This is a genomic window from Peptoniphilus lacydonensis (genome assembly GCF_900106515.1).
GTDB lineage: Bacteria > Bacillota > Clostridia > Tissierellales > Peptoniphilaceae > Peptoniphilus_A > Peptoniphilus_A lacydonensis.
On record NZ_FNWF01000003.1, the window covers coordinates 832,050 to 854,337 of the forward strand.

A 22,288-nucleotide genomic window follows, 5' to 3' on the forward strand; every position below is an offset into this window, starting at 1 on the left:
CCCCTTAAAATGGTGCTGTTATTTCTTCATCATCAAGTATTTCGCCAGTCTCTTCATCTACAATATAATCTGCTTGAGAACTTGGAATGTTTAGTTCTTCTACTGCGTTGTTTTCAATAGTTCCAACTGCAATGTCTACATCCTCTTCTGTTTTTTCTAGCTTTTGCATCTCTGTAGAAAGGACTCCGTATTTACTCAATAATCTTCTCAAACAAGTTTTTTGTGCCTGTGCATCAAATTCTGTTGTCCAGGGTCCTTTAGCAAAAGACTTGCTGTATTTCTTGCCCCAATCTGCAGCTTCATCTACACCCATATATAAAGCTTTTTCAAATCCATTAATTAATTGGAAGTATGCAAAATAGCCTTTTATTTTGTCACTTTGTTTAGATCCTTTAATTTCTAGTGTGCCCCTTAGTACATCCTCTTTGATCTCCATTCCTTCGTAAATGATGCCTGAGTTTATTGCCTTATATTGTCCAGTTCTCATAGCAAGCTGAATAAGACCCTTGTACCCAATAATAAAAGTTGGAACTAATTTCCCATTCTTATTCTTGAAAGGAACTACATATCCAAAGCCTAGGTTTTTATTTATTGGGAGTTTTAATGTTGCCGCTTTTAAAGCTTCCATTACTACATCCTTAGGCTCGCAGTTTTGCAAATAACTATCTCCGCCATATAAATCTATTAAGCTTGATACAAAAGCCCCAGCATTGTCGGCTAATGCATTGTCAAATAGATTTCTTACACTTGGTACGCTTAAAACATTCTTAATTTCATTTACTGGTTTTCTTGCAATTTGATTTGTCATTATAAATTCTCCTTTACAAATTCTTTAAAATATTCATAGGCTTTATTTCTTATAGTCCTAATATCTTCTTCAAAATAATTATTATCGATCTTAGTCAAATGAACCTTGTTCTCACCAATTACCAAAGAGCAAAGCTCAATCTTCGGAAATCTTTTTAGGAAGACTGTAATCTCTAAAAAACTACAATCTGGATCATCCTTTTCTAAATCCAAATAAGCTAATTTTTCTATTATTATTTGATTATTAGAAGTGTTTATATTTTTTATTAATTCTCTTACATTTTGATATTTCATTTCTTTTTAAAATCTCCATTAATAACCTTTATGCCTGTTTCTTCTTTTTCTTCATTGAAAAACTCCCTCATCATTTTTGGATGTATAGGATCACCCCATTTTAAAATGTAATTCATATCTTCTTCCTCATTAGATCCCTTAGCTGATCCAAGGTAATACTTTATATTTCCTAACTCATCTATACCTTTTACTATTCCTATAATTGGAAGTGAAGTAGTCCAAGGTTTGAACCAAATCGCTTTTAATGCTTTCATTTAATCACCAGCTTCTTATCTTCTGAAACTACTAGCTTTACAGTTTGGCCTGGCATCTCAATAACATTATTTACTGCTTCGGCATTATCTATAAATATTGGTGCCTGGAAGTCATATTGTTCAGATAAAATTTTTATTATCTCCAAGCCTGCATTAATTTTTCCTGCATTATTTACATCTGGATAAGGAACTCCATTCACTGTTGTTTCGCATGTTTCAACTACTGCTCCATTTACTTGAGTATCAAATAGTTTAAAGTTTACATTCTTAAACTTCTTATTTACTTCATCTGCAATTAGCTTGCTTCTTGCTTTGGAATACAGGCTTATTAAATAAAGTGTTTTTTCTGCTTCTTCTAAGCTCTTGGCTATTTCTTTTTCTTTGCCCTTGTAAGTCTTTATCTTTTCGTCAATTTCTTTATTGATTTTTTCATAGGCTATCTGGCCATCAATTTCTTCTAGTTCCTTATTTAGGTCATTTAGCTTTTTATCAATATCTCCAAAGTCCACTGCTTTATTATTTTCAAGCTTCTTTTCTAATTTCCTGATTTCTTTTTCTATCTCTTCAATTTCCGGATTTTCTTTTATTTCTGGGATTAATTCAACTTCTGATGTTAAAAGTTTTTCCTTTTCGCCCTTGGCTCCTAATAATTTATTTTTTATGCTTTCACTTTCTGCCTGTAGCTTCTGTAATTCTTCTTTAAGTTCATTGCCATTTCTTATGATTTTTTCAAGCTTTTCTGATTTAGTCTTTTTGAATAAATCTTCTGGCAATGGCTGATTACATGTAGGGCAATTCATTTCTTTGTTGCCTGCTACTTCAGAGTATTCAATCCTTAATTTATCAATTCTTATGCTTACATTTTTAAGTAAGGCTGAATTTTGTGCATCTGCAGCTTTTAGCTTATTGCAATTAATATCAAAATTTAAAACTTCATCTGCCCTATCTTTTTGTGCCTTGCTATTAAGTTCTTTTATCTTTTTATTTTTGTTGAAGTCATCTTCTTTTAATGCAATTTTCTTCTTCTGTAATTCTGCTATCTTTGCATAAGCTTCTTGTTTATCCTTGCTGTTATCATCTATAATTTTTTGCTCCTGCAATTGCTTTATGCCGCCTGTTATAGCTCCTCTTCTGAAATTTAATACATCAAAATCAAATTCTTTCTTTGAGTTCTTTAGTTCGTCTAATCTTGCAGGAAGTTCCTCAATTTCTTTTTTTAACTTTTTAGCTGTCGCCTTATTCATAGCTTCTAAATCGCCTAAGCTATAATTTTTTAGATCAAGCTCTTTAAGGTCCGGATTTTCTTTTATAATGTCCTCTTCCTTAATCTCGCCTTCGCAAAGTTTTAATAAGATCTCTCTTCTTTCATCCTTACTTAAAACTTCGTTGAAATGTTTGGGATTTGTTAGTAGCTTAAAAATTTTTTCATCTGCAATATTATTAATGAACTCTTGATAGTCCTTTTCTTTCTTAGGTATGCCATTAATTTCATATTCTGTAGTGTTGCCTGAATATACTTTTTCTTGGCTTCCCCTCTTTGTTGTCCACTTTTCTTTAAATGTTTTTTTAAGTAAAACTTCTTGGCCATCAACTTCTATAACTCCTGCAACTATATGATCACAGGTTGGTATTTTTCCATCTGCTTCAATTCCCTTAATGCTAAAGTCCTTTTTATTGGTGCTGTCTTTGCCAAATAGAAGCCATATAAAAGCATCAAATACTGTTGTTTTTCCTGTGGCATTTGCCCCAAGTATTATTGTGTTTTCCTTGAATTTGATATTTAAGTGATCTATGCCCTTGAAGTTTTTTAATTCTAATTCTTTTAAAAATACTTTCATATCATTATCCCCTGATTGACCATATTCATTAGGCACTCATTTGCTTGTTCTTCTTCAAATTGCAAATCATCTAATTTTGATTGGATGTCTAACATGTTTAATCTCATTTCATTTTTCATGTGAATACTATCGCTTGTATAAAATAGATATTCTGCTTCTTTGTATTCTCTTATAAGTTCTTCTCTCTCGTTTTCTATGTTCTTTATTTCTTTAAAATAATTTTTCATACTTCCTCCATTATCTGTGTTATAATAAAGGCAAATCTTTATAAGTTTTTAGTCCTCTTGCTTTGGTCGGTGTGAGGGCTTTTTTTTGCCTTTTCCTCTTCCTTTTTCTTGAAATCAATTGCCATTTTGCACAATTCTTCCCAACTAAAAATTACTTTAGTTCCATCTGTAAAATTTATTATTGGAGCCTGACTCATTCCTACGCAAATTTTATCTACTCCGTCTAGTTCATCCTTGTCTTGTTCGTCCTCAATTTCCCCTACTAACACTTGCATAGTTAGTTTGTTTTTACTTAGTAATTTCATTTTTTCACCACCTGACTAAACTTATAATTAAGCGTTTTTCCATCTTTGTAGGTTATCTTGCAATCCTCTTGCCTATCTCTGTGCATAGCTCTATGTCTTGCAATCCCAAGAGAATTAAATTCTTTTTCGCAAGTATGGCAATAACAATCTTTCAACCTTATCACCTCACCAAATAATTAAAAAATTCGTCTATAATTTTTGTTCCTGCATATAAAATGTAAAATATTAATTTAACTGCAAAGCTGAAAGCCCAGTAGCTTAGAATAAATAAAATGGCTATCCCTATAAGCCTTCTAATTGTTAGCTTGATATTATATTTATTGAGCCTTATCCTTCCCATGTTTCACCTCCCTCTAAAGTCTTATTCCTTGTCTTGAATAAACTCTCAACCAATCCTCGACTTCTTCTTTTATAAAAAATCTCCTATTCCCATTTCTTATTTGTGGGAAATCTGGATATTTTTTCGCCATGCTTCTAATCTTGTGCTCGCCTATAGGTATTTCCTTGGCGAGTTCCTTAGCAGTCATTAATGTAGCTTCCATTTTATTCACCTACCTTTAAAACAATTTTTGATATAATCAACCTTAGAAAGTGAGGTGATTATATGAATACAAAAATCACTAAAGAACAAATTAAAAATGCTATTGAATCTTTCGATTCTGAAAACTTCTTCACAAAAAACCGTATAGAAGAAGTTCTTAGAAAATATGCTGATGATAATGACCCTACAAAGATTAGCCAAGAGGGCCTAATGGCATCTATGCTTGATTTATCAAAAGATTTTACAGCCGACTTTGTTTATTCAGTCTTAGTTGATTTATTTAATGCTGAATAAAGTTTATCTGCCATAACTGAACAATCTATATTTTGCTCTGTATTAACAGCTATAATACGGAGCATTTCTTTTATCTCTCTTAGTTCAATTAAGATTTCTTTGATTAATTTTTTCATTTCTCACCATCCTTTATTTGCTATAATCACCATAGAAAGTGAGGTGACTATATTGAAACTTAATAACGACTGTATTCGTGACTTATTACTGACTGTAGAAGAAGAAACTGGATACAATAAAATGATGATTTACAACAATCCAGATTATGAATCCAATAATTTTAAGCTTCTGTCTAAATATTCTTATGAGGAAATGATCTACCATATAAATCAATGTGAAAAATCTGACTTAATAGAAGTCGGTATTTCTCCAGAAGAATATACGACTATCAGCGACTTAACTCCTAAGGGACATAAATACATCTCAGACATACGAAGCGATAATGTCTGGGGTAAAACAAAATCAATAGCCAATAAAATTGGGGCTAAATCCTTAGATGCAATGGTTCAAATATCTTCTAATGTTATTTCAGAAATAATAAAGCACGAATTTGGTTATCTATAATTTTTTAGAAGAAATATCCTCTAAAGTTTTACCTATTGCCGTTTTTATACTTTCCTTAATATCTACATCATCAAGAATTTGTTCTCCATATTTAAGCGACAATAGGTATAATGTCCCTTTGAGAGCCATATTATTAGAAAGCCATTGAAATACTGCAATTATTAATAACAGAATTAAAATTATAGTTAACATTTTTCACCATCCTTTATTGTTGTTTTGTTACTCAATGCGTAACTTTATTTGCAAAAAAAATTTCCATTGGCTCTTTAATATCTAAGATTTCAATTAATTTATTGATTTCATCTGTATTAAAAATTTCGTCTTTCATCCTTCTTCTTAGTGTATTTGGTGTTATACCTAGTTCTCTAGCTATATCCTGTTGTGTATATCCTTTTTCTACAAATAATCCCTTTAGTTTATTAATATTCAAAAAACCACCTCCTAAAATTATTTGTTACTCATTGTGTAACTTTATAATACCTTTGTTTTTGTTACTTGTCAAGCAATTTATTTTGTTTTTTAATAAATATTTGTTGCTTTAAGAGTAATCTTTTGATATTATATGCATATATAAGGGGGTTAAATAATGAATATAGGGAATAGAATAAAAAGAAAAAGACTTGAAAACAAGTTAACATTAGAAGAATTAGGGAAAAAGGCTGATGTTAGTAGAGCAACTATGCAAAGATATGAAAGTGGCAAAATAACTAACATTCCTTCAGATAGAATAGAAAGAATATCTGAAGCACTCGGTGTATCTCCTGCTTATCTCATGGGTTGGGAAGATGATAATGAACCAATTCTTGAAAATATTCCTGGTATTATTACACCCATAAAGATGAAAAGAATCCCTATCCTTGGAACTATTTCCTGTGGCAAGCCTATTTTTGCTGATCAAAATTATGATGGATATTTTATGATAGATACCAACCTTCCTGAAGCTGATTTTGTACTAAAAGCAAAGGGCGATAGCATGATAGAAGCTAATATTTTTGAAGGTGACTTCGTGTTTTTTAGAAAACAAAGGGATGTAGATAATGGCACTATAGCTGCTGTTTTAATAGATGAAGAAGCTACTTTAAAAAGGGTAAATAAATCTAATGATGTGCTTATCCTGCAACCTTGCAATAAAAACTATGAACCACTTATATATTCAAAAGATGATGATAAAAATATTATAATACTTGGCCAAATGATCGGTGTTTATTCTAATAGATGCAAATAAAAATAATTTTTTTACTTAGTTATATGTTTCTAAATATAACATACTAACTTTTTTCTTAATCGGATATATTTTAATAGAATTTTATGGTTTTTTATGGTTTTTTTATGGTTTTTTTATGGTTTTTATATCAAACAAAACAAGCAAAATTCAAAAAATTTAATGATTTTATTTGGTTTTATTTGGTTTATAAAAGAAAGGTGGTGAAAATGATGATGAAAAAATTATTAGTAGTATTATTAGCTGCTATGTTTCTAGTTGCATGTGGAAATGATAAACCAGCTGAATCTAAAGCTGAAGCTGAACCTAAAACTGAACCTGAAGTTGTTACTGAAATGGGATCTGGTAATTTTTACTTGGTAAATGAAAGTGGATCCACTAAGGATAAAGAATCCATTGAGGTTATGGCAAAAAAAGATACTTCCCTATTACAAATCGGAATAGAGACTGAAGGTATTGATGGTTCTCTAGTTTCTTATATTTACATTGATGGTAACTTAGCAACTAAAGAACAACTTTCTGATAGTCAAGCTCCATTAGATTTATCTGAAGACTTTTTAAAACCTGGTGATCACCAAGTAGTTTTGAAACAATATCCGGATAATGATGAAAAGGCTGACCCTGTTACTGTAAAGGTAGCAAATTATAAAGTTAGTGAATTATAATTAAAAAAATCCTTGGCTGCCGCTAAACATACCAAGGATAGTGTAGGATTATGATATAACCACTGACATTTATATTATATCATAGTCCTTATTTTTTAAGGAGTAAATTATGAAAGAAAAAAATTCAAATGGCTTAGGTAGTCTTACTTATTCCATGCGTAATGGCAAAAAATATTGGACCGGTCGTGTTACTTTAGGTCAAGACTTGGAAGGTAACTTAGTTAGGAAATCATTCTCTAGCTACAAAAAATATGATGTAATTGAAAAAATGCAAAAGGCTTTAGCTCAAACTAATATTGCTGGCTTTACTACTTCTGGCGACCGCCGCCTTGATGAATTTATGTCTTACTGGCTCTACAATATTAAAACTAAGGAAATAAAAAGCACTACTGTAGTTAGGTATGAAAGCACTATAAAATGGCATATTATGCCCTATCCTTTTTCTAAAATAAAGGTTAAAGATATTACTATTCTTAATCTTCAAAATTTTATAAATCTATTAGCTGATGGTGAAAATACATCAATTAATACTGTTAAAAATACTTTAATATTAATTAAAAACTTCTTAGACTATACCATTGTTCTTGGTATTTTTCCTAACAACCCTGCTGATTATGTAAAAGTTCCTAAAAAGGAAAAAGTAGAAAATACTGGTAAATATAGAATATTTTCTGCTGATGAACAAAAACTTATAATAAATAATTTAGATCTTGAAGATCCTGTTGAACAAATGTTATATATTGATTTCTTCACTGGCCTTAGAAGAAATGAAATCCGTGGGCTTCGCTGGAAAAATTATTCTGATGGAACTCTAACTATAGCTCAGCAATTAGTTAGATCTTATAACTTTGAAAAAGATGGATCAAGAACTATAAATAAAAATTCTACTCAGGATCTAAAAACTGAAAGTTCTTTTAGGACTATTGTATTGCCAAAAATGGCTGATAATCTTCTTCAAAAAATGAAAATTAATTCTTATGAAAAACATCTAAGACTTGGAACCCCCTTTACTGATGATGCTTTTATATTCTCTGATGAATACTTAAAACCAATAGAAGAAAAGCGTGCAAATAGAAGGATACAAGCAATTTGTAGAAAAATAGGGATTGAACCTAGACCCTTACACTCAATCCGTCACTCTTACGCTACTAGGCTTTTTGAAGCTGATGTAGATATAAAAACTGTGCAAAAACTAATGGGACATTTTGACTATAGAACTACATTGAATATTTATGTTCATGTTATGGATGAAGAGAAAGAAAAAGCTGCAGCTGTTTTAGATGCAATGTATAATTAATTTTGTTGCCAACTTGTTACCAACTTTTGAAAAAATAATAATTGTAAGTGTTGGAAGTAAGCCATTATAAAAACTTTGGTGTTACTTCCTCTCACCCCGACCATTTTTTTGAAAGACTTTGTTCTTTCTTTTTTTTTGCTCAATTAAATTTCTATTCTCTTCAAAAATTTAATTTCTTTTATAAAGTTTTATACTAAAATTTTATAAAAATATTTTTTGCAAACGATCTACTTGTTGGAATTTCTCATTTCTTTAACTTGTATTTATTATATTAATGTTTTATAATTAAAATGAGAAATAATAAATGTAAAGGAGGATATTTATGTTACTATTTATTATCGGACTAATAATTTTATTCGCAGGCGGATTTTTTTACTCAAAATATGTGGAAAGCCAACTGCAACCAGATGACAGAGAAACTCCTGCTGTTAAAAAAGCTGACGGAGTTGACTATGTAGTAATGAGCGAAAAGAAAAATTGGTTAATCAATTTACTTAATATTGCCGGAACTGGCCCTATTCTTGGACCTATTCAAGGAATTTTATTCGGACCAATTGCCTTTCTGGCAATTCCTATTGGATGTGTTTTTGCCGGAGCAGTTCACGACTACATGACAGGTTTTATATCAATGAGAAATGGCGGATCCCAAGTCCCTAAACTTGTTGGAAAATACGTGGGAGATGGTGTTCGTAAATTTTACAATGTTGTAATTGCAATTTTATTACTTTTAACAGGCGTTGTTTTTGTTTACACTCCTGGAGATCTAATTGCCAATGATATTTTAAAAGTTGGCGCTGATTCAAATGCTATTTGGATTATTTATGCAGTAATTTTTATTTACTACATCCTTTCAACAATTCTTCCAATCGACAAATTAATTGGTAGAATCTATCCAATTTTTGGAGCTTTTTTAATTATTTCTGCTCTTGGAGTATTCATTGGTATATTTGCAAAGGGAAATAATCAATTAGCTTTTGCAAATGCTGGTCTACTTGCTGAACACCCTCTTGGGCAAAAATTTATTCCATCATTCTTTATCACAGTTGCTTGTGGTATACTTTCAGGTTTTCATGGTTCTCAAGTAACTCTTGTTTCTAGAACTATTAAATCAGAATCTGAAGCTAAAAGAACTTTCTACTCAACTATGATTGCAGAAGGCTTTATAGCAATGGTTTGGGCAGCAGGTGCAATAGTTATTTTCTCTTCAGGAATGACTCCACTTGATACTGCTGGTACACTTATGGTTGGTAAAATTTCTAAATATTTTATGGGAAATATCGGAGGATTCCTTGCAATTCTTGGCGTTATTGCACTTCCTATTACTTCAGGAGATACTGCTTTTAGATCACTAAGACTTATTGTTTCTGAAGAATTAAATATTGATCAAAAATCTCCTACAAAAAGAGCTGGACTTGCCGCCGTATTATTTATTCCTGCAATCGCAATTCTTTACTTTGCAAAATCAAATCCTAATGGATTTAATATGCTTTGGAGATACTTTGGATTTACAAATCAATTTGTAGCAACATTTGCACTTGCCGTAGCTTCTATTTACTTGATGAATAATAATAAAAATTATTTTATCACTCTAATTCCTGGAGCTTTCTACACATTTATCGTATTTTCTTTTATATTAAATGTTAAAGGTCTTGGGTTTGGATTGCCTTTTGCAATTGCATATCCATTAGCAGGAATTATAGCTTTCCTATATGTACTCTTTATTATTAAAACTGGAAAGAAAAACCATAACAGAATTGAATCAATGATTTTAGATTAATAATTTTTTAAAAAAGGTGGTAGGAAAGCCACCTTTTTTTATTATAGGAGGACATATGAAGTTTAAATTAAAGGATAATGCACTAAAATATTTAAATAAAAAAAGTATAAATAAAATTTTTATAAATCCAGATATTGAAACAAAAAAAGATTGTTGTGGTCTTGCAACTATGGATTTTAATATTTCTACAAAAAGAGATGATGAGAATAGATATAAAGTATCAAAAATTTCCAACATTTCAGTTTTTTACAATCCAACTTTGGACTTATATTTAGATGCTAAGAAAGATGAGGAAATTGTTATTTCTGCAATTGGTATCGGAAAATTTAAAAAACTTTATGTTGAAAATGAAATAAATATAATTGAGCGATAATTAAGTCTAATATAAATAATAAAAATTTCCGAAAATATCTAACATGAAAAATTTTAATTATCTAAAAAACTGCAGCTATTAATAAACTGCAGTTTTTTGAGGTATAAATTTGATATTCAAATAATTGGATTCATTAAAATTTAATTCTATTTTTTATTATTTTACTAATTCGAAAGCTTTTTGAGGAACATAAACTGATTTTGTGCTATAAATTGTAAGTCCGCCAATTTCAACTTTTTCTCCATTTTTTATCGCATAATTTTTTGAAACTGGAAATATTAATTTGTCATCGCCCTTTGTTACAATAGCTTCATAATCATTTTCACCTTTAACTTTAAATTCAACTTTTGCTCCCTTTTCTTCAAAGCCTTTTCTAATTGGTTGATAAAGTTCCTCTGTTAATTTGTCAAGATCTATGTCTAAAATATCTTCTACATAACGACCTATTTCATAATTGTGAACTGTTCCCATTAATTTTTTGGCATCTTTTGCAGTTGAATAACAATATAGCCCCACATCTCCGCCAACATGTCCTCCAGTAGTCCATGCAATGTGACTTCTTTCTGAAATTACTCTTCCCATTGCAGATACTATATCTTTTTCATTCTTTATAAAATTTAACTCTTCTTCTGTCAAATTATTTATGCCAAAATCCTTTTCCATTATTTCTTTAACATTTGATTTTTCTTCATTGATTTCTTCAGAAGCCTTTGTCACAGAAATTTTTGCATTAGAGATAATATCAGTAAATTCATTTAAAGGTGCTTTATCATAACCTTTTGTAATATTTCTATGTCCAAAAGTAACCCCGCCGGTGCCATGGTCTGCTGCAATTAAAATTACAGTGTCACCCTTCTTATCCGCAAAGTCTTTTGCAACTTTCACAGCATCATCAAAAGCTTTAATTTCACTCAAAAGTGCAACAGGATCATTTGAGTGTGCTGCCCAATCAACTTCTGATCCCTCTACCATTAAGAAAAAACCCTTGTCATTTTTAGAAAGAATATCTAAAGATTTCTCAGTCATTTCTGCAAGTGATGGTTTCAAATTTTTGTCCCTGTCAATATCATAAGAAAAAGATTCATCTTCAAAAAGTCCCCAGATTTTATCGCCTTTAGATGATTTCATTCCATCTAAAGTATCTACATAATCGTACCCTTTATTTTTAATTTCAGAAATTAAATCTTCTTTGTCTTTTCTATTTTCCTTAGTTAAATATTTGCTTCCTGCACCAAGTACAACATTCATATCTTGATAAACTTGTTGTTCTCCAAGATCCTCATAATTATTTCTGTCTGGATTATGTGCAGAAAAATCCGCAGGTGTTGCGTGTTGAATATTTGAAGTAGATACAATCCCTGTTGATCTTCCACTTCTCTTGGCACCTTCAAGCACATTTGCAATTGGTTGTTTTGCTCTATCTTTTTCAATTTCACAAGCTCCTGGCATTCCACCTTTAGTTGGATAAGTTCCTACAAAGGGAGACTCTGTCTTTATACCTGTTGCCATTGCCGTACCAGCAGGTGCAGAATCTGCTATAGGTGTATTTGAATTGTTCGTTCTAACAAGTCCTGTCGCAAGATCATCCATTACAAATTTTTTGTCTTTTGTCATCCATCTTGCAGTTGTAAGTGCTTCAACACTCATACCATCAGGTATCATCACAATAACATTTTTTGCACTTCCATAATCTTCACTCTTAGCAAATACAAAACTTGGTGCAAGCATCGTAATTGCCAATGCAGTAGTAAGACTTCTTTTAAATTTTTTCATTTCTTCCTCCTAGGCATTATTTAAATACAATGTATCAAAGCCTTGTAAAAATAATATTTTTTATTTGTAAAATTAAAATTTTTAAAATTTAGAGGAAAAATAATTTTTAAATTTATATTAAAAAAGAAAAAAGACGCGAGCTAAACTCACGTCCAGATTATCAATTTAGAATTTATTAAACTTCGATTTTACCGTAATTTCCATCTTTTCTTTTATAAACTATTGCTACCCTTTCACTATCTGCATCTAAGAAGACAAAGAAATTGTGATTTAGAAGTTCCATTTGAAGCACAGCTTCTTCTTCACTCATTGGATTTAATTCAAAATTTTTTCTTTTTACAATTTTATTTTCGGGTTCCTCTTGATCTTTTTCCCTTTCCATAATTTCATCAAATCTAATACTTTCATTATTTTGGTATTTTCTCTTTAATTTAGTTTTATGTTTTCTAATTTGCCTAGCAAGTGCATCCACTGCTTGATCAATAGAAGAGTACATATCATCAGTAGTTTCTTCTGCTCTAATAATAGTCTTTGGCAAAAATATTGTAACTTCCACAGTTTGTTCTTCTCTTACAGTAGAAAATACAACTCTCGCTTCTACCTCTCCAGAAAAGTATTTGTCCAACTTGGAAAACTTTTTTTCTGCCACGTTCTTCAAAGATTCTGTAAGTTCAATATTTTTCCCAACAAAGTTCAATAACATAAATGTCACTCTCCTTTTCTTTGTAAAATATTTACCCATTTTTTACAAAAAATATCAAATTAAAATGATTTCCTCTTAATTCTGAAAATGTACTTTTAAACTTTTTCTTGATATAATTGTGTTAAATAAAATGAAAGTATTGGATGGGATTTCATGGCTATAAAAAATAAATTAGATTACAATTATAGAATTGGAATGAGAGCAATAAAAACTGCTCTTGCCGTTGTGATAGGTCTTTATATTTCACATTTACTAAACTTAAATTCTCCAATATTTGTTTCCATAGCAGCAGTATCTTCTATGAAACCTTCAATGTCAGAATCTTTAAAAGATACAAAGAAGAGGCTGTTTACTTGCGTCTTTGGAGTTATACTTGGCTATTTAACTTCAATTATATCTGTACCACCTTTAGTAGAGCCACTCATTGCAGGTCTTGGAATTTTAATTACAATTTATATTCTAGTAGTATTTAAAATGCGTGATATGACTCAACTATCATGTATAGTTTTTGTTGCAAGTTTTTCTTCCAATTCTGACAAAGCTTACTATGCAGTCAATAGAATTATAGGAACATTTATTGGAATAATCGTGGCCGTTTTAATAAATTATTTAATATCATCTCCAAATATCTGGCAGGATTTTATCGATGCTTCCAAAAAATGTTATCGCTCTGCAAATAGAGCTCTTAGAGAAATTATTTATGACAAAAAAACTGATTTATCAGAATTTAATACAGATATTGCAAGTGCAAACACCCTCTATAAACTCTTAAAACAAGAGGTGAAGACTCCTTTTAATCGTGACCTATCAATTTCCAAGGAGAAAAAAATCATGTCTTTAATTGAGAGCATATCTGTAAGACTCGAAGTTATAAACAATATGAATGCAAATTATTTTAGCAATAAAATTTCTGAAGATATAAGAAAAAGATATGACTTTGGAGAAGATAATTTTTCTAGCAACTTAGACGAAATTGACAGTGTATACAATTATCATGTCGAATATATTTTAAAATACATGGATGAACTCAAAGAATTACTTGATGAAGAATAGGAGAAAAAATGGACTTAAAAAAAATTTATAATTCAACTCAATTGATTTTAAACATATCTGCTAAAGATTTTTACGAATTTTTAGATGAAGATCTAGATAATCCTTTTTTAAAAAATAGAGATGCTGAAGATTTTATCACCTGGCTTTTATTTGACTGTGACGAATTCGAAAAAAATTCAGATATTTGGTTTGACAATTATCATAATTATTTCTCTAGTGATATTGAGGAATTTAAAAAAATTAAAAAAATCTTGAAAGATTCCTATGTGTCAATTTTCGAAATTAAAGAATATGAAAATTTTTATGAATTAGAAGACTTAATTCTTGGAGAAACTTATAAAGTTTTACCAAACGAAGAAATTGAAGGTGTACAAAATGGCTTTGGATTGCTTAGAATATTTGGCAAAAATGAAAAAATGGTTCTACAACTCTTAGACATAATAGATGACGATCTTATGAGTATCTTCATGGAAAATTTAATTTCATATATAAATTACACAAAATCTAAGGACTTGATACAAGAAATTGACAAAAATTACTTAAAAAATGAATTTTTAAATATTTTATCTGTTTTTGAAGTTTCATTAGTTCAATCTATTGAGGAAAACATCTCAAATGAACAAGAAAAAATCTTTGTCAATTCTTTTTATGATGACGACTACTTAACTCTTTTCGATGAAAATTTTGAGTTGAGTTTTAACAAAAATATGCCAAATAATGATTTTGGTATAGACTTTTTAAAATCTCTTATGAGCAATATTTTTTTCAAATATTTAAGCCCAAAAGAAGAAACTTTTAAAAATTATAATTTAGATTATAGTAAAATACTTGATGAAATGTGCAAATCAGGTGACTTCCCAAATGAAAATACAATGGAGGTTTCCTTAAATATTCTTACTTCATACTACAATAAATTAAAATCTTCTGGGAAAAAAGTAGATAACATATTAAAATCTCTTGAATACGTTAAGAAAAATATATTTATCTATTCAAATAAACTTAAAAATAGTAAAAATGGAGTCTTTTGTGATTCTGAAATTTTAAAAATTTGCGAAAAAGAGTTTATAAACAATAAAGAAAATAAATTCTTGCAAAAATTTGAAGACTTTCTCACTTTTTTAGACATAAATTACGTATATCTATTAAAGTCAAAAGACATAACGCCAGTTTTACTTACACCTTTTGTAAATGATATAGGACTTGAACCTACAAAAAATGTAAAAAATTATAAAAATAGACACTTCCCACTTGTAGAATTGTTTTTAAACTATGCCCTTACTAAGAAAATTGCCACAATCCCTATGGAATATAATACTGATTACTTAGAGCTCAACGACAATGTTTCAATTTATCTTTCTCTTCCAGACTCTTTTAAACTTGCAAATTGGATAACTACAATTGCAAATAACTCTTTCTTAAAAGATTCTTTTTCTAAAAACTATGAAAAATACAAAGACTTTGTAATTGATTTGTTAAAAGAAGTTGACTCATCAAGAAAAATTGACAAAAAAAGATTTACCCTTGAAGAAAAGGCTCTGTTAAATATTTTAATTGACTTAAACATTTTAGATTCAAAAAAATTAAATTTTACAAACTTTGGAAAAGAATTATATAATTATTACAACACAGATCAAAAAAAATATGACAATATAATAAAAATTGACTTCACTTAAAAAATTAGCTTGCTGCAAATGTGGCAAGCTTTTTATTTTTCCTAATATTCTTTTAGTCAAACTTTTATACAAAATATCTATATTAAAAAATAAACTATATGATAATTTTTGAAGTTTTATATAATAAAGACTACTACTGTGGTATAATAAATTGAAATCATGTTAAAATGATATTTTAAAGGAGGTTTTTTATGGAATCAAAAAAATATAATTCCAAAGATGTAATCATTTTCATTCTTTATGCTCTTTTTGGAATCTTTATGTTTTTCGTGCCCATTGAAATAGCTGGTGCAAAAACAATTCCAATTGATCATATTACGAGTTTTGTAAAGAAAATACCAAACTATAATTTAACATTTGGTGTCTTCATGGTAGTTGCAGGTATAATTTATGCAATCAAAAGTAAATCTTGGCAAAAAAGCAAACTTCATTCAGTTTTCTTTGTGCTTAAACTTGTAAGTTTAATTTTTGTTTTTATGTACATTACAAACAAAGGACCCGCAAGAATATTTGACGGCGATATGCTCCCACTTATCTGGAATTCCATTATGGTATCTGTAACTACAATTGTTCCCATTGGATCAGTCTTCTTAGCATTTTTGACAGGCTTTGGTTTAATGGAATTTATTGGGGTATTTATGGAGCCTGTTATGAGACCATTTTTTAAAACTCCAGGTAGATCTGCAGTAGATGCCGTTGCTTCTTTTGTTGGAAGCTATTCACTTGCACTTTTAATAACTAACAGAGTTTATATGGAAGATACTTATACAAAAAAAGAAGCTGCAATTATTGCAACAGGTTTCTCAACAGTTTCTGCAACCTTTATGATAATCGTTGCAAATACTTTGGACTTAATGGATCATTGGCTATCCTACTTCTGGATAACTTTATTCGTAACATTTTTAGTTACTGCAATTACCGCTAGAATTTTTCCTTTGCGCAAAAAGCCTGAAGAATATTATTCTGGAAAAAAATACATCCCTGAAGACAAGAAAAAGGTTACTTTCAGCGATGCTGCAAAAGCCGGAATGACAGCTTACAAAAATTCTGGAACATTGCCATCAGTTGTTAAAGAAAACTTTATCGATGGATTTAAAATGGCACTTAATATTGCACCATCACTACTTGGTGTGGGTATGATTGGACTTTTGCTTGCAGAATACACTCCAATCTTTGACATAATTGGATATATTTTCTATCCTTTCACATTTTTAACTAGAGTAGAAGAACCACTTATGGTTGCTCAAGCTCTTGGAATGAGTATTGCAGAGATGCTTTTGCCAGCACCAATAGTTGCAGGTGCAGGTCTTGGTCTTATTGCAAAGATGCTAGTAGCAATAGTTTCTGTATCAGAAATTTTATTCTTTTCAGCATCTATACCTGTTATGATGGGAACAGAAATTCCTCTTAAATTTTCAGATTATATTATAATTTGGATTGAAAGAGTAATTTTAAGTATAGTTATATCTATGCCAATACTTTATTTGTTTTTTAGCTAAATGATAAAATAACTTAAAACCTTAAAACCAGGTACAAACCTGGTTTTTACATATTATTTACAAATATAATTTATAATGAATTTTTATTTTATAACAAAATCTATAATTTACATATCTCTAGAATTTTTATTTTGTTACAATTTAGAAAAATCAAATTACTTTAATAGAAAATATTTTTATTTATTAAGTGTCTTCATAATTCTTCTAGGAATTTTAAAAATAAAGTATTATAATTCTGACTTTTGGGACATTCAGTCCATAGGAGCTCTAATTGGATATAATTTATACTTTTTTACAAAAGGCAAGCTAAAAAAGAAAAACAAAAAAACTGCTGGATAAACCCAACAGTTTAAATATAATTAGTCAGCGCTATATGGAATAAGTGCAATTTGTCTTGCTCTTTTTATAGCAACTGTCATTTCTCTTTGATGTTTTGCATTTAGACCTGTAATTCTTCTTGGAAGAATTTTACCACGATCTGAAATATAATTTTTTAGCATATCAACATCTTTATAGTCAATTTTTTTTGTTTTATCTTTTTCAAAAGGATCTACTTTCTTCCTTCTGCCAAATCTTCTTTGCATTTTTGCCCTCCTTAAAATGGAATATTATCATTATCAACAGGGAAAAATCCGTCTTCATCGTCATCTTTATTTTGCGAAAAATCATTTTCGTAAGCAGAATTTACTGGTCCTGGATTATTAAATCCGCCTTGATTTTGGAAATTATTATTTTGATTAAATCCGCCTTGGTTTTGTCCTTGGTTTGTGCTTATGAAAGTTAAATTATTTACAACTACATCTGTTGTGTAAATAGTTCTTCCATCTTTTTCATAACTTCCTGTTTGAATTCTACCATCAATTCCAATTTGGCTACCCTTTCTGTGGTAATTAGCAATAAGTTCTGCTGTTTGACCAAAGGCAGTGCAACCAATAAAATCAGCTGTTGGTTGATTATTGGCTTGTGCTTCTTGTCTTTTTTGCTTTGACATTCTTCTGTCAACAGCAATAGTGAAACGACACATTGCCGTTCCCGTTTGCGCATAACGAAGTTCGGGATCTCTTACTAGTCTTCCTATTAAACTAACACAATTCATAAAAACTCCTTAGTCTTCAACTTTTATAATCATTTGTCGCATAACTGGGTCCATGATTTTTGCGATTCTGTTGATTTCAGCAATATCTTCTGGTTTTGTTTCGAATTCAACGAATGTATAATAAGCTTCATTTTTGTAGTCGATTTCGTAAGCTAATTTCCTCATGCCCCATTCATCAACATTATTAATCTTTCCGTTTTTTTCGATTACTTTTTTTAATCTTTCGAAAGAAGCGTTTCTCTTTTCTTCTTCCACTTCAGGATAAAACATAATCACCGCTTCGTATTTATTCATACTTTCACCTCCTTATGGTCTTCGGCATAGTTAAAATAACTATGCAAGGATTGCAATCTTTGATATTATATATTAAAGAATAAACTTAGTCAAGAATTTTTATTATTTTGAGGTGTCTATGCAAGTAAAAAAAATAAAAGTAAATCGCAAAAAAAATATTGCACTTGTGGCACATGACCACAAGAAAAAAGAACTTTTAGATTGGGTCAAAAGACATGAAGAAAAACTTTCCAATCATAACTTTATTGGGACTGGAACAACTGCTGCTTTAATTTCTAATGAAACTTCCCTTGATGTAAAAAGACTTGTTTCTGGTCCTCTTGGTGGTGATCAACAACTTGGGGCAAAAATTTCTGATTCCAAAATTGATATTTTGATTTTCTTTTGGGATCCCCTAGAAGCACAACCCCACGATCCAGATGTGAAAGCACTTCTTAGGATCTCTACTCTCTACAATATTTCTATGGCAACATCTCCTACTACTGCAGATTATATTTTGTCATCTCCAATGTTTAATGAAGAGTATGAAGTTGAAATTTTGGACAATGAATATTCTGTTGAAGACAGAATTTCAAAAAATAAGTGGTGAATTATACTTTATAAAATCTTGGCACAATTATTAAAATATTGTAAGCTTAAAATTTATTTTGCTAATTAAATTTTTAGGAGGAAATATGGATTACAAAAGATTTGACGATAAAATAATCGCGAGAATTGACAGAACTGAAGAAGTTCATGAAAAATTAAAAGAGATTGCTTTAAAAGAAAATATTAAACTTGCAAGTGTCTATGGTATTGGTGCAACTGATAACTTCACTATTGGACTTTTTAGCGTATCTAAAAAAGATTACAAAGAAAAAAATTTCAAGGGCGAGTTTGAAATTCTTTCAATTATAGGAAGCATATCCACTCTAAATAGTGAGTACTACCCTCATCTCCACATCTCAACATCTGATGCCGAGGGAAAAGTTTTTGGTGGTCACATGAAGAGTGCAAAAATAAGCGTGACTTGCGAACTCACTATAAGTATTATAGAAGGAACTGTCGAAAGACAAAAAGACGACTTTACTGGAATTAATATTTATAAATTTGACTAATCTTAATATCCTTAGTCCCTATATTTTCACAAAAGCTAAGGATTTTCGTAATAATTTTTTATAAAAATATTATATGTGATAAAATTATAGATATAAATTTCATTTGAGGAGGAATAAATATGTTAAATAGATTTTTAAATTATATTTCCTTTGAAACTACAAGTGATGAAAATTCCAAAACTTGTCCTTCCACTAAAAATCAACTCGACCTTGCAAATTATTTAGTGGAAGAATTAAATAGTCTTGGCATAGAAAGTGAACTTGATGAAAATGGCTATGTCTATGCAAATATCCCAGGCAATATAAAAACTGAGAAGACTGTTGGATTTATTGCCCACATGGACACTTCCCCAGATATGTCTGGCAAAAATGTCAAAGCAAATATAATTAAAAACTATAATGGATGTGATATTAAATTAAATGATGAGTTCACCACAACTGTAAAAGACTTTCCTTTTCTAAAAAGTTTAAAAGGAGAAACTATTATAACGACTGATGGCACTACTCTCTTAGGTGCAGATGACAAAGCTGGCATTGCAATTATAGTTTCTGCAGTTGATGAACTAATAAATGATAAAGATGCGAAATATGGTGACATAAAAATTGCCTTTACTCCTGATGAAGAAATTGGCAGAGGAGCAGATTTATTTGATGTTGAAAAATTTGGTGCAGATTTTGCATTTACTATTGATGGAGGACCAATTGGCGAACTTGAGTACGAAACTTTCAATGCCGCTTCTTGTAAAATAGAAATTCAAGGGAAAAATGTCCATCCTGGTTCTGCAAAAAACACCATGGTAAATTCTCAAATTATTGCAATGGAATTAAACAATATGTTACCAATTAATGAAAGACCTGAGCACACAGAAAATTATGAAGGTTTCTTTCTTCTCACAAATATTTCAGGAAGTGTAGAGCACACTGAAATGAACTACATTATCCGTGATCACTCAAGAGAAAAATTTTTGGAAAAGAAAAAATTGTTTGAAGAAATTGTAAAATTTTTAAATATAAAATATGAAGACAGAATTACCATTGAAATAAAAGACCAATATTACAATATGCGAGAAAAAATAGAAAATAATATGGAGATAATAGACCTTGCCAAAAAAGCATTTAAACTTTCCAGTGTAGATCCAAAAATTGGGCCAGTACGTGGTGGCACTGATGGATCCAAACTCTCTTTTATGGGTCTTCCAACTCCAAATATTTTTACAGGTGGCTACAATTATCATGGTCGCTATGAACTTGTAAGCCTTGACCAAATGGAAAAGTCAAAAGAAATAGTAAAAAATATAGCAAAACTTTTGGCAGAATAATTTTATTTTAAAGAATCATCCATTGTGGTGATTCTTTTTATGTAAACAAAAAACTGACCCCATTAAGTTGGTCTGTTAATCCAGCTTTTGGTGTCAGTACAAAGAGATCCTAAGTCCCCTTTATTTTTAATTTTCATCTGTATTATTTAAATTGTTATTTTTTATAGAATTATTTCTCACAGCTTCTCGTTGCAACTCTTCTCTTAACTTTCTATCTCTAATTTTTTGCTTTACTTCCATTCTTTCCTCTTCTGTCATATTTTGCAATTCTTCTTCTGTAAAATCTATATTTTGCTTTTCGCCTTCACCCTGTTCAATTTCATTTCTCATATTTTCAAAAACTTTCATTTCATTTTTTGCACTATCTTTATTTACATAATAAAAAGGTGAGCCCTTTTTTGTAGTGCCGTCAATAGTCTTTTGTTCTATATTTTCTTTATCTAGAGTTACACCATAATAAGCAAGATAGGAAAGCTGTCCATAGTTCATGTCAGTTTCAACATATTTATCTGCAATAGAAATTAATTTTGGAAGTTTTAAAAACATCTTTGGAGATTTCATTTTGTCAAAAATCTTCATTATAAATTCTTGTTGAACCTTTATTCTTCCTAAGTCTTGATCTTCATAAATTTTTCTTATTCTAAGAAGTTTTACTGAATCCTCGCCATTTAAATGGTGAAGTCCTTCTTCAAAATCAATGTCAAGTGGCGGTATAGTTGATGGATCTTTATATTTATATTCTGGTGTATACATTTCAATTCCGCCAATTGCGTCCACAATTTCTTTTACAGCCTCATAATTTACTGTAACATAGTGATCTATTTTTATACCCATTAAGTCTTCTACACTTTCAACTTGAAGGTCAATTCCTCCACGAGAATAAGCCGCATTCATTCTATAATTGTCAAAACCTTTTATTTTATAATATGTATCTCTAGGTATTGAAAGAAGTCTTACCTTGTCAATTTTTGGGTCTATAGAAAGAAGCATAATTGTGTCTGCTCTTTTAGAATTTTCATCTACTTCATAAGTTACTTTGCTGGAATCGATTCCAATTAATAAAATATTTACAATATCTTCTTCTTCATTAAAGATTGTAACTTTTTCTGGTTCATAAACTTCTTCTTTATTTTTATTTATATTTTTTTCTTGATTAAGTTTTTTTCCTCTTGGTGCAAACATAAAAGTTAGACACAACGCTCCAAGGAGGATTATTACTGTAAGGAATATAAAAATTCTGTATATATGTTTCATGTTAACCTCCTTCATTAAGTCTATATAAAAATTTACAATTTTTCAATAGTTTTTATATGATATGATATTATA

At 29.9% G+C, this 22,288-nt stretch carries 31 protein-coding genes; 13 read left to right on the forward strand and 18 right to left on the reverse strand.

Annotated elements, in window-relative coordinates:
• Window positions 1–4 precede the first annotated feature (4 nt).
• The 9 genes from BQ5450_RS05700 to BQ5450_RS05735 are packed head-to-tail and all read right to left on the reverse strand — an operon-like array spanning window position 5 to window position 4,267.
• Window positions 5–808 (reverse strand): phage-derived integrase/recombinase RecT, encoded by an 804-nt coding sequence (locus BQ5450_RS05700; RefSeq protein ID WP_071126249.1) that lies wholly within the window; start codon window positions 806–808, stop codon window positions 5–7.
• Window positions 808–1,101 (reverse strand): hypothetical protein, encoded by a 294-nt coding sequence (locus BQ5450_RS05705; protein WP_071126250.1) that lies wholly within the window; start codon window positions 1,099–1,101, stop codon window positions 808–810. Before BQ5450_RS05705 ends, BQ5450_RS05700 begins: the two co-directional genes overlap by 1 nt.
• Window positions 1,098–1,355 carry a hypothetical protein gene (locus tag BQ5450_RS05710; protein ID WP_071126251.1) on the reverse strand — a complete coding sequence of 86 codons (258 nt, stop codon included), beginning with the start codon at window positions 1,353–1,355 and terminating at the stop codon, window positions 1,098–1,100. The genes BQ5450_RS05705 and BQ5450_RS05710 overlap by 4 nt, the downstream gene beginning before the upstream one ends.
• Complete coding sequence (locus tag BQ5450_RS05715; protein ID WP_071126252.1) at window positions 1,352–3,193, reverse strand: DUF2813 domain-containing protein; 1,842 nt, start codon at window positions 3,191–3,193, stop codon at window positions 1,352–1,354. The genes BQ5450_RS05710 and BQ5450_RS05715 overlap by 4 nt, the downstream gene beginning before the upstream one ends.
• On the reverse strand, window positions 3,190–3,420 hold the full coding sequence (locus BQ5450_RS05720; protein WP_071126253.1) for a hypothetical protein: 231 nt from the start codon (window positions 3,418–3,420) through the stop codon (window positions 3,190–3,192). The genes BQ5450_RS05715 and BQ5450_RS05720 overlap by 4 nt, the downstream gene beginning before the upstream one ends.
• Window positions 3,421–3,458: 38 nt before the next feature.
• Window positions 3,459–3,725: a hypothetical protein gene (locus tag BQ5450_RS05725; protein ID WP_071126254.1), complete on the reverse strand. Its 267-nt coding sequence runs from the start codon at window positions 3,723–3,725 to the stop codon at window positions 3,459–3,461.
• Entirely contained in the window at window positions 3,722–3,880 is a 159-nt protein-coding gene (locus BQ5450_RS09050) for a hypothetical protein (RefSeq protein ID WP_159052470.1), read from the reverse strand. Before BQ5450_RS09050 ends, BQ5450_RS05725 begins: the two co-directional genes overlap by 4 nt.
• 5 nt (window positions 3,881–3,885) lie before the next feature.
• The gene (locus BQ5450_RS05730; protein ID WP_071126255.1) at window positions 3,886–4,065 is read right to left on the reverse strand and encodes a hypothetical protein; all 180 of its coding nucleotides are present in this window, start codon (window positions 4,063–4,065) and stop codon (window positions 3,886–3,888) included.
• A gap of 13 nt (window positions 4,066–4,078) precedes the next feature.
• Window positions 4,079–4,267: a helix-turn-helix domain-containing protein gene (locus BQ5450_RS05735; protein WP_071126256.1), complete on the reverse strand. Its 189-nt coding sequence runs from the start codon at window positions 4,265–4,267 to the stop codon at window positions 4,079–4,081.
• 62 nt (window positions 4,268–4,329) lie between these two features.
• On the opposite strand from BQ5450_RS05735, the gene BQ5450_RS05740 reads away from it, so the two are divergent.
• A complete protein-coding gene (locus BQ5450_RS05740; protein ID WP_071126257.1) occupies window positions 4,330–4,560 on the forward strand; it encodes a hypothetical protein in 231 nt (76 codons plus the stop codon).
• On the opposite strand, the gene BQ5450_RS09055 is transcribed toward BQ5450_RS05740, so the two are convergent.
• A complete protein-coding gene (locus BQ5450_RS09055) occupies window positions 4,524–4,676 on the reverse strand; it encodes a hypothetical protein (RefSeq protein ID WP_159052471.1) in 153 nt (50 codons plus the stop codon). The genes BQ5450_RS05740 and BQ5450_RS09055 overlap by 37 nt on opposite strands.
• Window positions 4,677–4,728: 52 nt before the next feature.
• Between BQ5450_RS09055 and BQ5450_RS05745 the strand changes: the two genes are divergently transcribed.
• Complete coding sequence (locus tag BQ5450_RS05745; protein WP_019108135.1) at window positions 4,729–5,121, forward strand: DUF2513 domain-containing protein; 393 nt, start codon at window positions 4,729–4,731, stop codon at window positions 5,119–5,121.
• On the opposite strand, the gene BQ5450_RS05750 is transcribed toward BQ5450_RS05745, so the two are convergent.
• Together BQ5450_RS05750 and BQ5450_RS05755 are read right to left on the reverse strand one after the other, a co-directional pair.
• On the reverse strand, window positions 5,116–5,313 hold the full coding sequence (locus BQ5450_RS05750; RefSeq protein ID WP_071126258.1) for a hypothetical protein: 198 nt from the start codon (window positions 5,311–5,313) through the stop codon (window positions 5,116–5,118). The two genes, BQ5450_RS05745 and BQ5450_RS05750, sit on opposite strands and share 6 nt — an antisense overlap.
• A 31-nt stretch (window positions 5,314–5,344) precedes the next feature.
• Window positions 5,345–5,551 (reverse strand): helix-turn-helix domain-containing protein, encoded by a 207-nt coding sequence (locus tag BQ5450_RS05755; RefSeq protein ID WP_019108137.1) that lies wholly within the window; start codon window positions 5,549–5,551, stop codon window positions 5,345–5,347.
• Window positions 5,552–5,707: 156 nt separating this feature from the next.
• On the opposite strand from BQ5450_RS05755, the gene BQ5450_RS05760 reads away from it, so the two are divergent.
• The 5 genes from BQ5450_RS05760 (at window position 5,708) to BQ5450_RS05780 (ending at window position 10,455) form a co-directional block, all read left to right on the forward strand.
• A complete protein-coding gene (locus BQ5450_RS05760; RefSeq protein ID WP_071126259.1) occupies window positions 5,708–6,346 on the forward strand; it encodes a LexA family protein in 639 nt (212 codons plus the stop codon).
• 206 nt (window positions 6,347–6,552) lie between these two features.
• Window positions 6,553–7,008 carry a hypothetical protein gene (locus BQ5450_RS05765; RefSeq protein ID WP_071126260.1) on the forward strand — a complete coding sequence of 152 codons (456 nt, stop codon included), beginning with the start codon at window positions 6,553–6,555 and terminating at the stop codon, window positions 7,006–7,008.
• Between the two features lie 109 nt (window positions 7,009–7,117).
• Window positions 7,118–8,305, forward strand: a complete 1,188-nt coding sequence (locus BQ5450_RS05770; RefSeq protein ID WP_071126261.1) for a tyrosine-type recombinase/integrase — start codon at window positions 7,118–7,120, stop codon at window positions 8,303–8,305.
• A gap of 322 nt (window positions 8,306–8,627) precedes the next feature.
• Window positions 8,628–10,082 (forward strand): carbon starvation CstA family protein, encoded by a 1,455-nt coding sequence (locus BQ5450_RS05775; protein ID WP_071126262.1) that lies wholly within the window; start codon window positions 8,628–8,630, stop codon window positions 10,080–10,082.
• Window positions 10,083–10,137: 55 nt separating this feature from the next.
• On the forward strand, window positions 10,138–10,455 hold the full coding sequence (locus tag BQ5450_RS05780) for a CC/Se motif containing family (RefSeq protein ID WP_071126263.1): 318 nt from the start codon (window positions 10,138–10,140) through the stop codon (window positions 10,453–10,455).
• A gap of 156 nt (window positions 10,456–10,611) precedes the next feature.
• Here the strand turns inward: BQ5450_RS05780 and BQ5450_RS05785 are convergent, their stop codons facing one another.
• Together BQ5450_RS05785 and hpf are read right to left on the reverse strand one after the other, a co-directional pair.
• A complete protein-coding gene (locus BQ5450_RS05785) occupies window positions 10,612–12,228 on the reverse strand; it encodes an alkaline phosphatase (RefSeq protein WP_071126264.1) in 1,617 nt (538 codons plus the stop codon).
• Window positions 12,229–12,403: 175 nt separating this feature from the next.
• On the reverse strand, window positions 12,404–12,931 hold the full coding sequence (hpf, locus tag BQ5450_RS05790; protein WP_071126265.1) for a ribosome hibernation-promoting factor, HPF/YfiA family: 528 nt from the start codon (window positions 12,929–12,931) through the stop codon (window positions 12,404–12,406).
• A 153-nt stretch (window positions 12,932–13,084) separates the two neighbouring features.
• Here hpf and BQ5450_RS05795 point away from each other — a divergent pair, with 153 nt between their 5' ends.
• From BQ5450_RS05795 to BQ5450_RS05805, 3 genes are all read left to right on the forward strand, one after another.
• A complete protein-coding gene (locus BQ5450_RS05795) occupies window positions 13,085–13,984 on the forward strand; it encodes an FUSC family protein (protein WP_010246216.1) in 900 nt (299 codons plus the stop codon).
• A gap of 8 nt (window positions 13,985–13,992) precedes the next feature.
• Window positions 13,993–15,657, forward strand: coding sequence for a hypothetical protein (locus tag BQ5450_RS05800; RefSeq protein ID WP_071126266.1), 1,665 nt, complete (start codon window positions 13,993–13,995; stop codon window positions 15,655–15,657).
• 191 nt (window positions 15,658–15,848) lie between these two features.
• Window positions 15,849–17,156 carry a YjiH family protein gene (locus BQ5450_RS05805; protein WP_071126267.1) on the forward strand — a complete coding sequence of 436 codons (1,308 nt, stop codon included), beginning with the start codon at window positions 15,849–15,851 and terminating at the stop codon, window positions 17,154–17,156.
• A 359-nt stretch (window positions 17,157–17,515) separates the two neighbouring features.
• Here BQ5450_RS05805 and rpsR read toward each other — a convergent pair whose 3' ends face one another.
• Genes rpsR through rpsF form a run of 3 tightly spaced genes read right to left on the reverse strand, consistent with a single transcriptional unit; the run spans window position 17,516 to window position 18,546 of the window.
• Window positions 17,516–17,740 carry a 30S ribosomal protein S18 gene (gene rpsR / locus BQ5450_RS05815; protein WP_071126269.1) on the reverse strand — a complete coding sequence of 75 codons (225 nt, stop codon included), beginning with the start codon at window positions 17,738–17,740 and terminating at the stop codon, window positions 17,516–17,518.
• An 11-nt stretch (window positions 17,741–17,751) separates the two neighbouring features.
• A complete protein-coding gene (locus BQ5450_RS05820) occupies window positions 17,752–18,252 on the reverse strand; it encodes a single-stranded DNA-binding protein (RefSeq protein ID WP_010246231.1) in 501 nt (166 codons plus the stop codon).
• A gap of 9 nt (window positions 18,253–18,261) precedes the next feature.
• The gene (gene rpsF / locus BQ5450_RS05825) at window positions 18,262–18,546 is read right to left on the reverse strand and encodes a 30S ribosomal protein S6 (protein ID WP_010246234.1); all 285 of its coding nucleotides are present in this window, start codon (window positions 18,544–18,546) and stop codon (window positions 18,262–18,264) included.
• A gap of 118 nt (window positions 18,547–18,664) precedes the next feature.
• Between rpsF and BQ5450_RS05830 the strand changes: the two genes are divergently transcribed.
• From BQ5450_RS05830 to pepT, 3 genes are all read left to right on the forward strand, one after another.
• Complete coding sequence (locus BQ5450_RS05830; protein ID WP_071126270.1) at window positions 18,665–19,135, forward strand: methylglyoxal synthase; 471 nt, start codon at window positions 18,665–18,667, stop codon at window positions 19,133–19,135.
• 85 nt (window positions 19,136–19,220) lie between these two features.
• Window positions 19,221–19,643, forward strand: a complete 423-nt coding sequence (locus BQ5450_RS05835) for a PPC domain-containing DNA-binding protein (RefSeq protein WP_071126271.1) — start codon at window positions 19,221–19,223, stop codon at window positions 19,641–19,643.
• Between the two features lie 119 nt (window positions 19,644–19,762).
• On the forward strand, window positions 19,763–20,962 hold the full coding sequence (pepT, locus tag BQ5450_RS05840; RefSeq protein ID WP_071126272.1) for a peptidase T: 1,200 nt from the start codon (window positions 19,763–19,765) through the stop codon (window positions 20,960–20,962).
• Between the two features lie 126 nt (window positions 20,963–21,088).
• Here the strand turns inward: pepT and BQ5450_RS05845 are convergent, their stop codons facing one another.
• Window positions 21,089–22,216 (reverse strand): LCP family protein, encoded by a 1,128-nt coding sequence (locus BQ5450_RS05845; RefSeq protein ID WP_071126273.1) that lies wholly within the window; start codon window positions 22,214–22,216, stop codon window positions 21,089–21,091.
• Window positions 22,217–22,288: the final 72 nt, after the last annotated feature.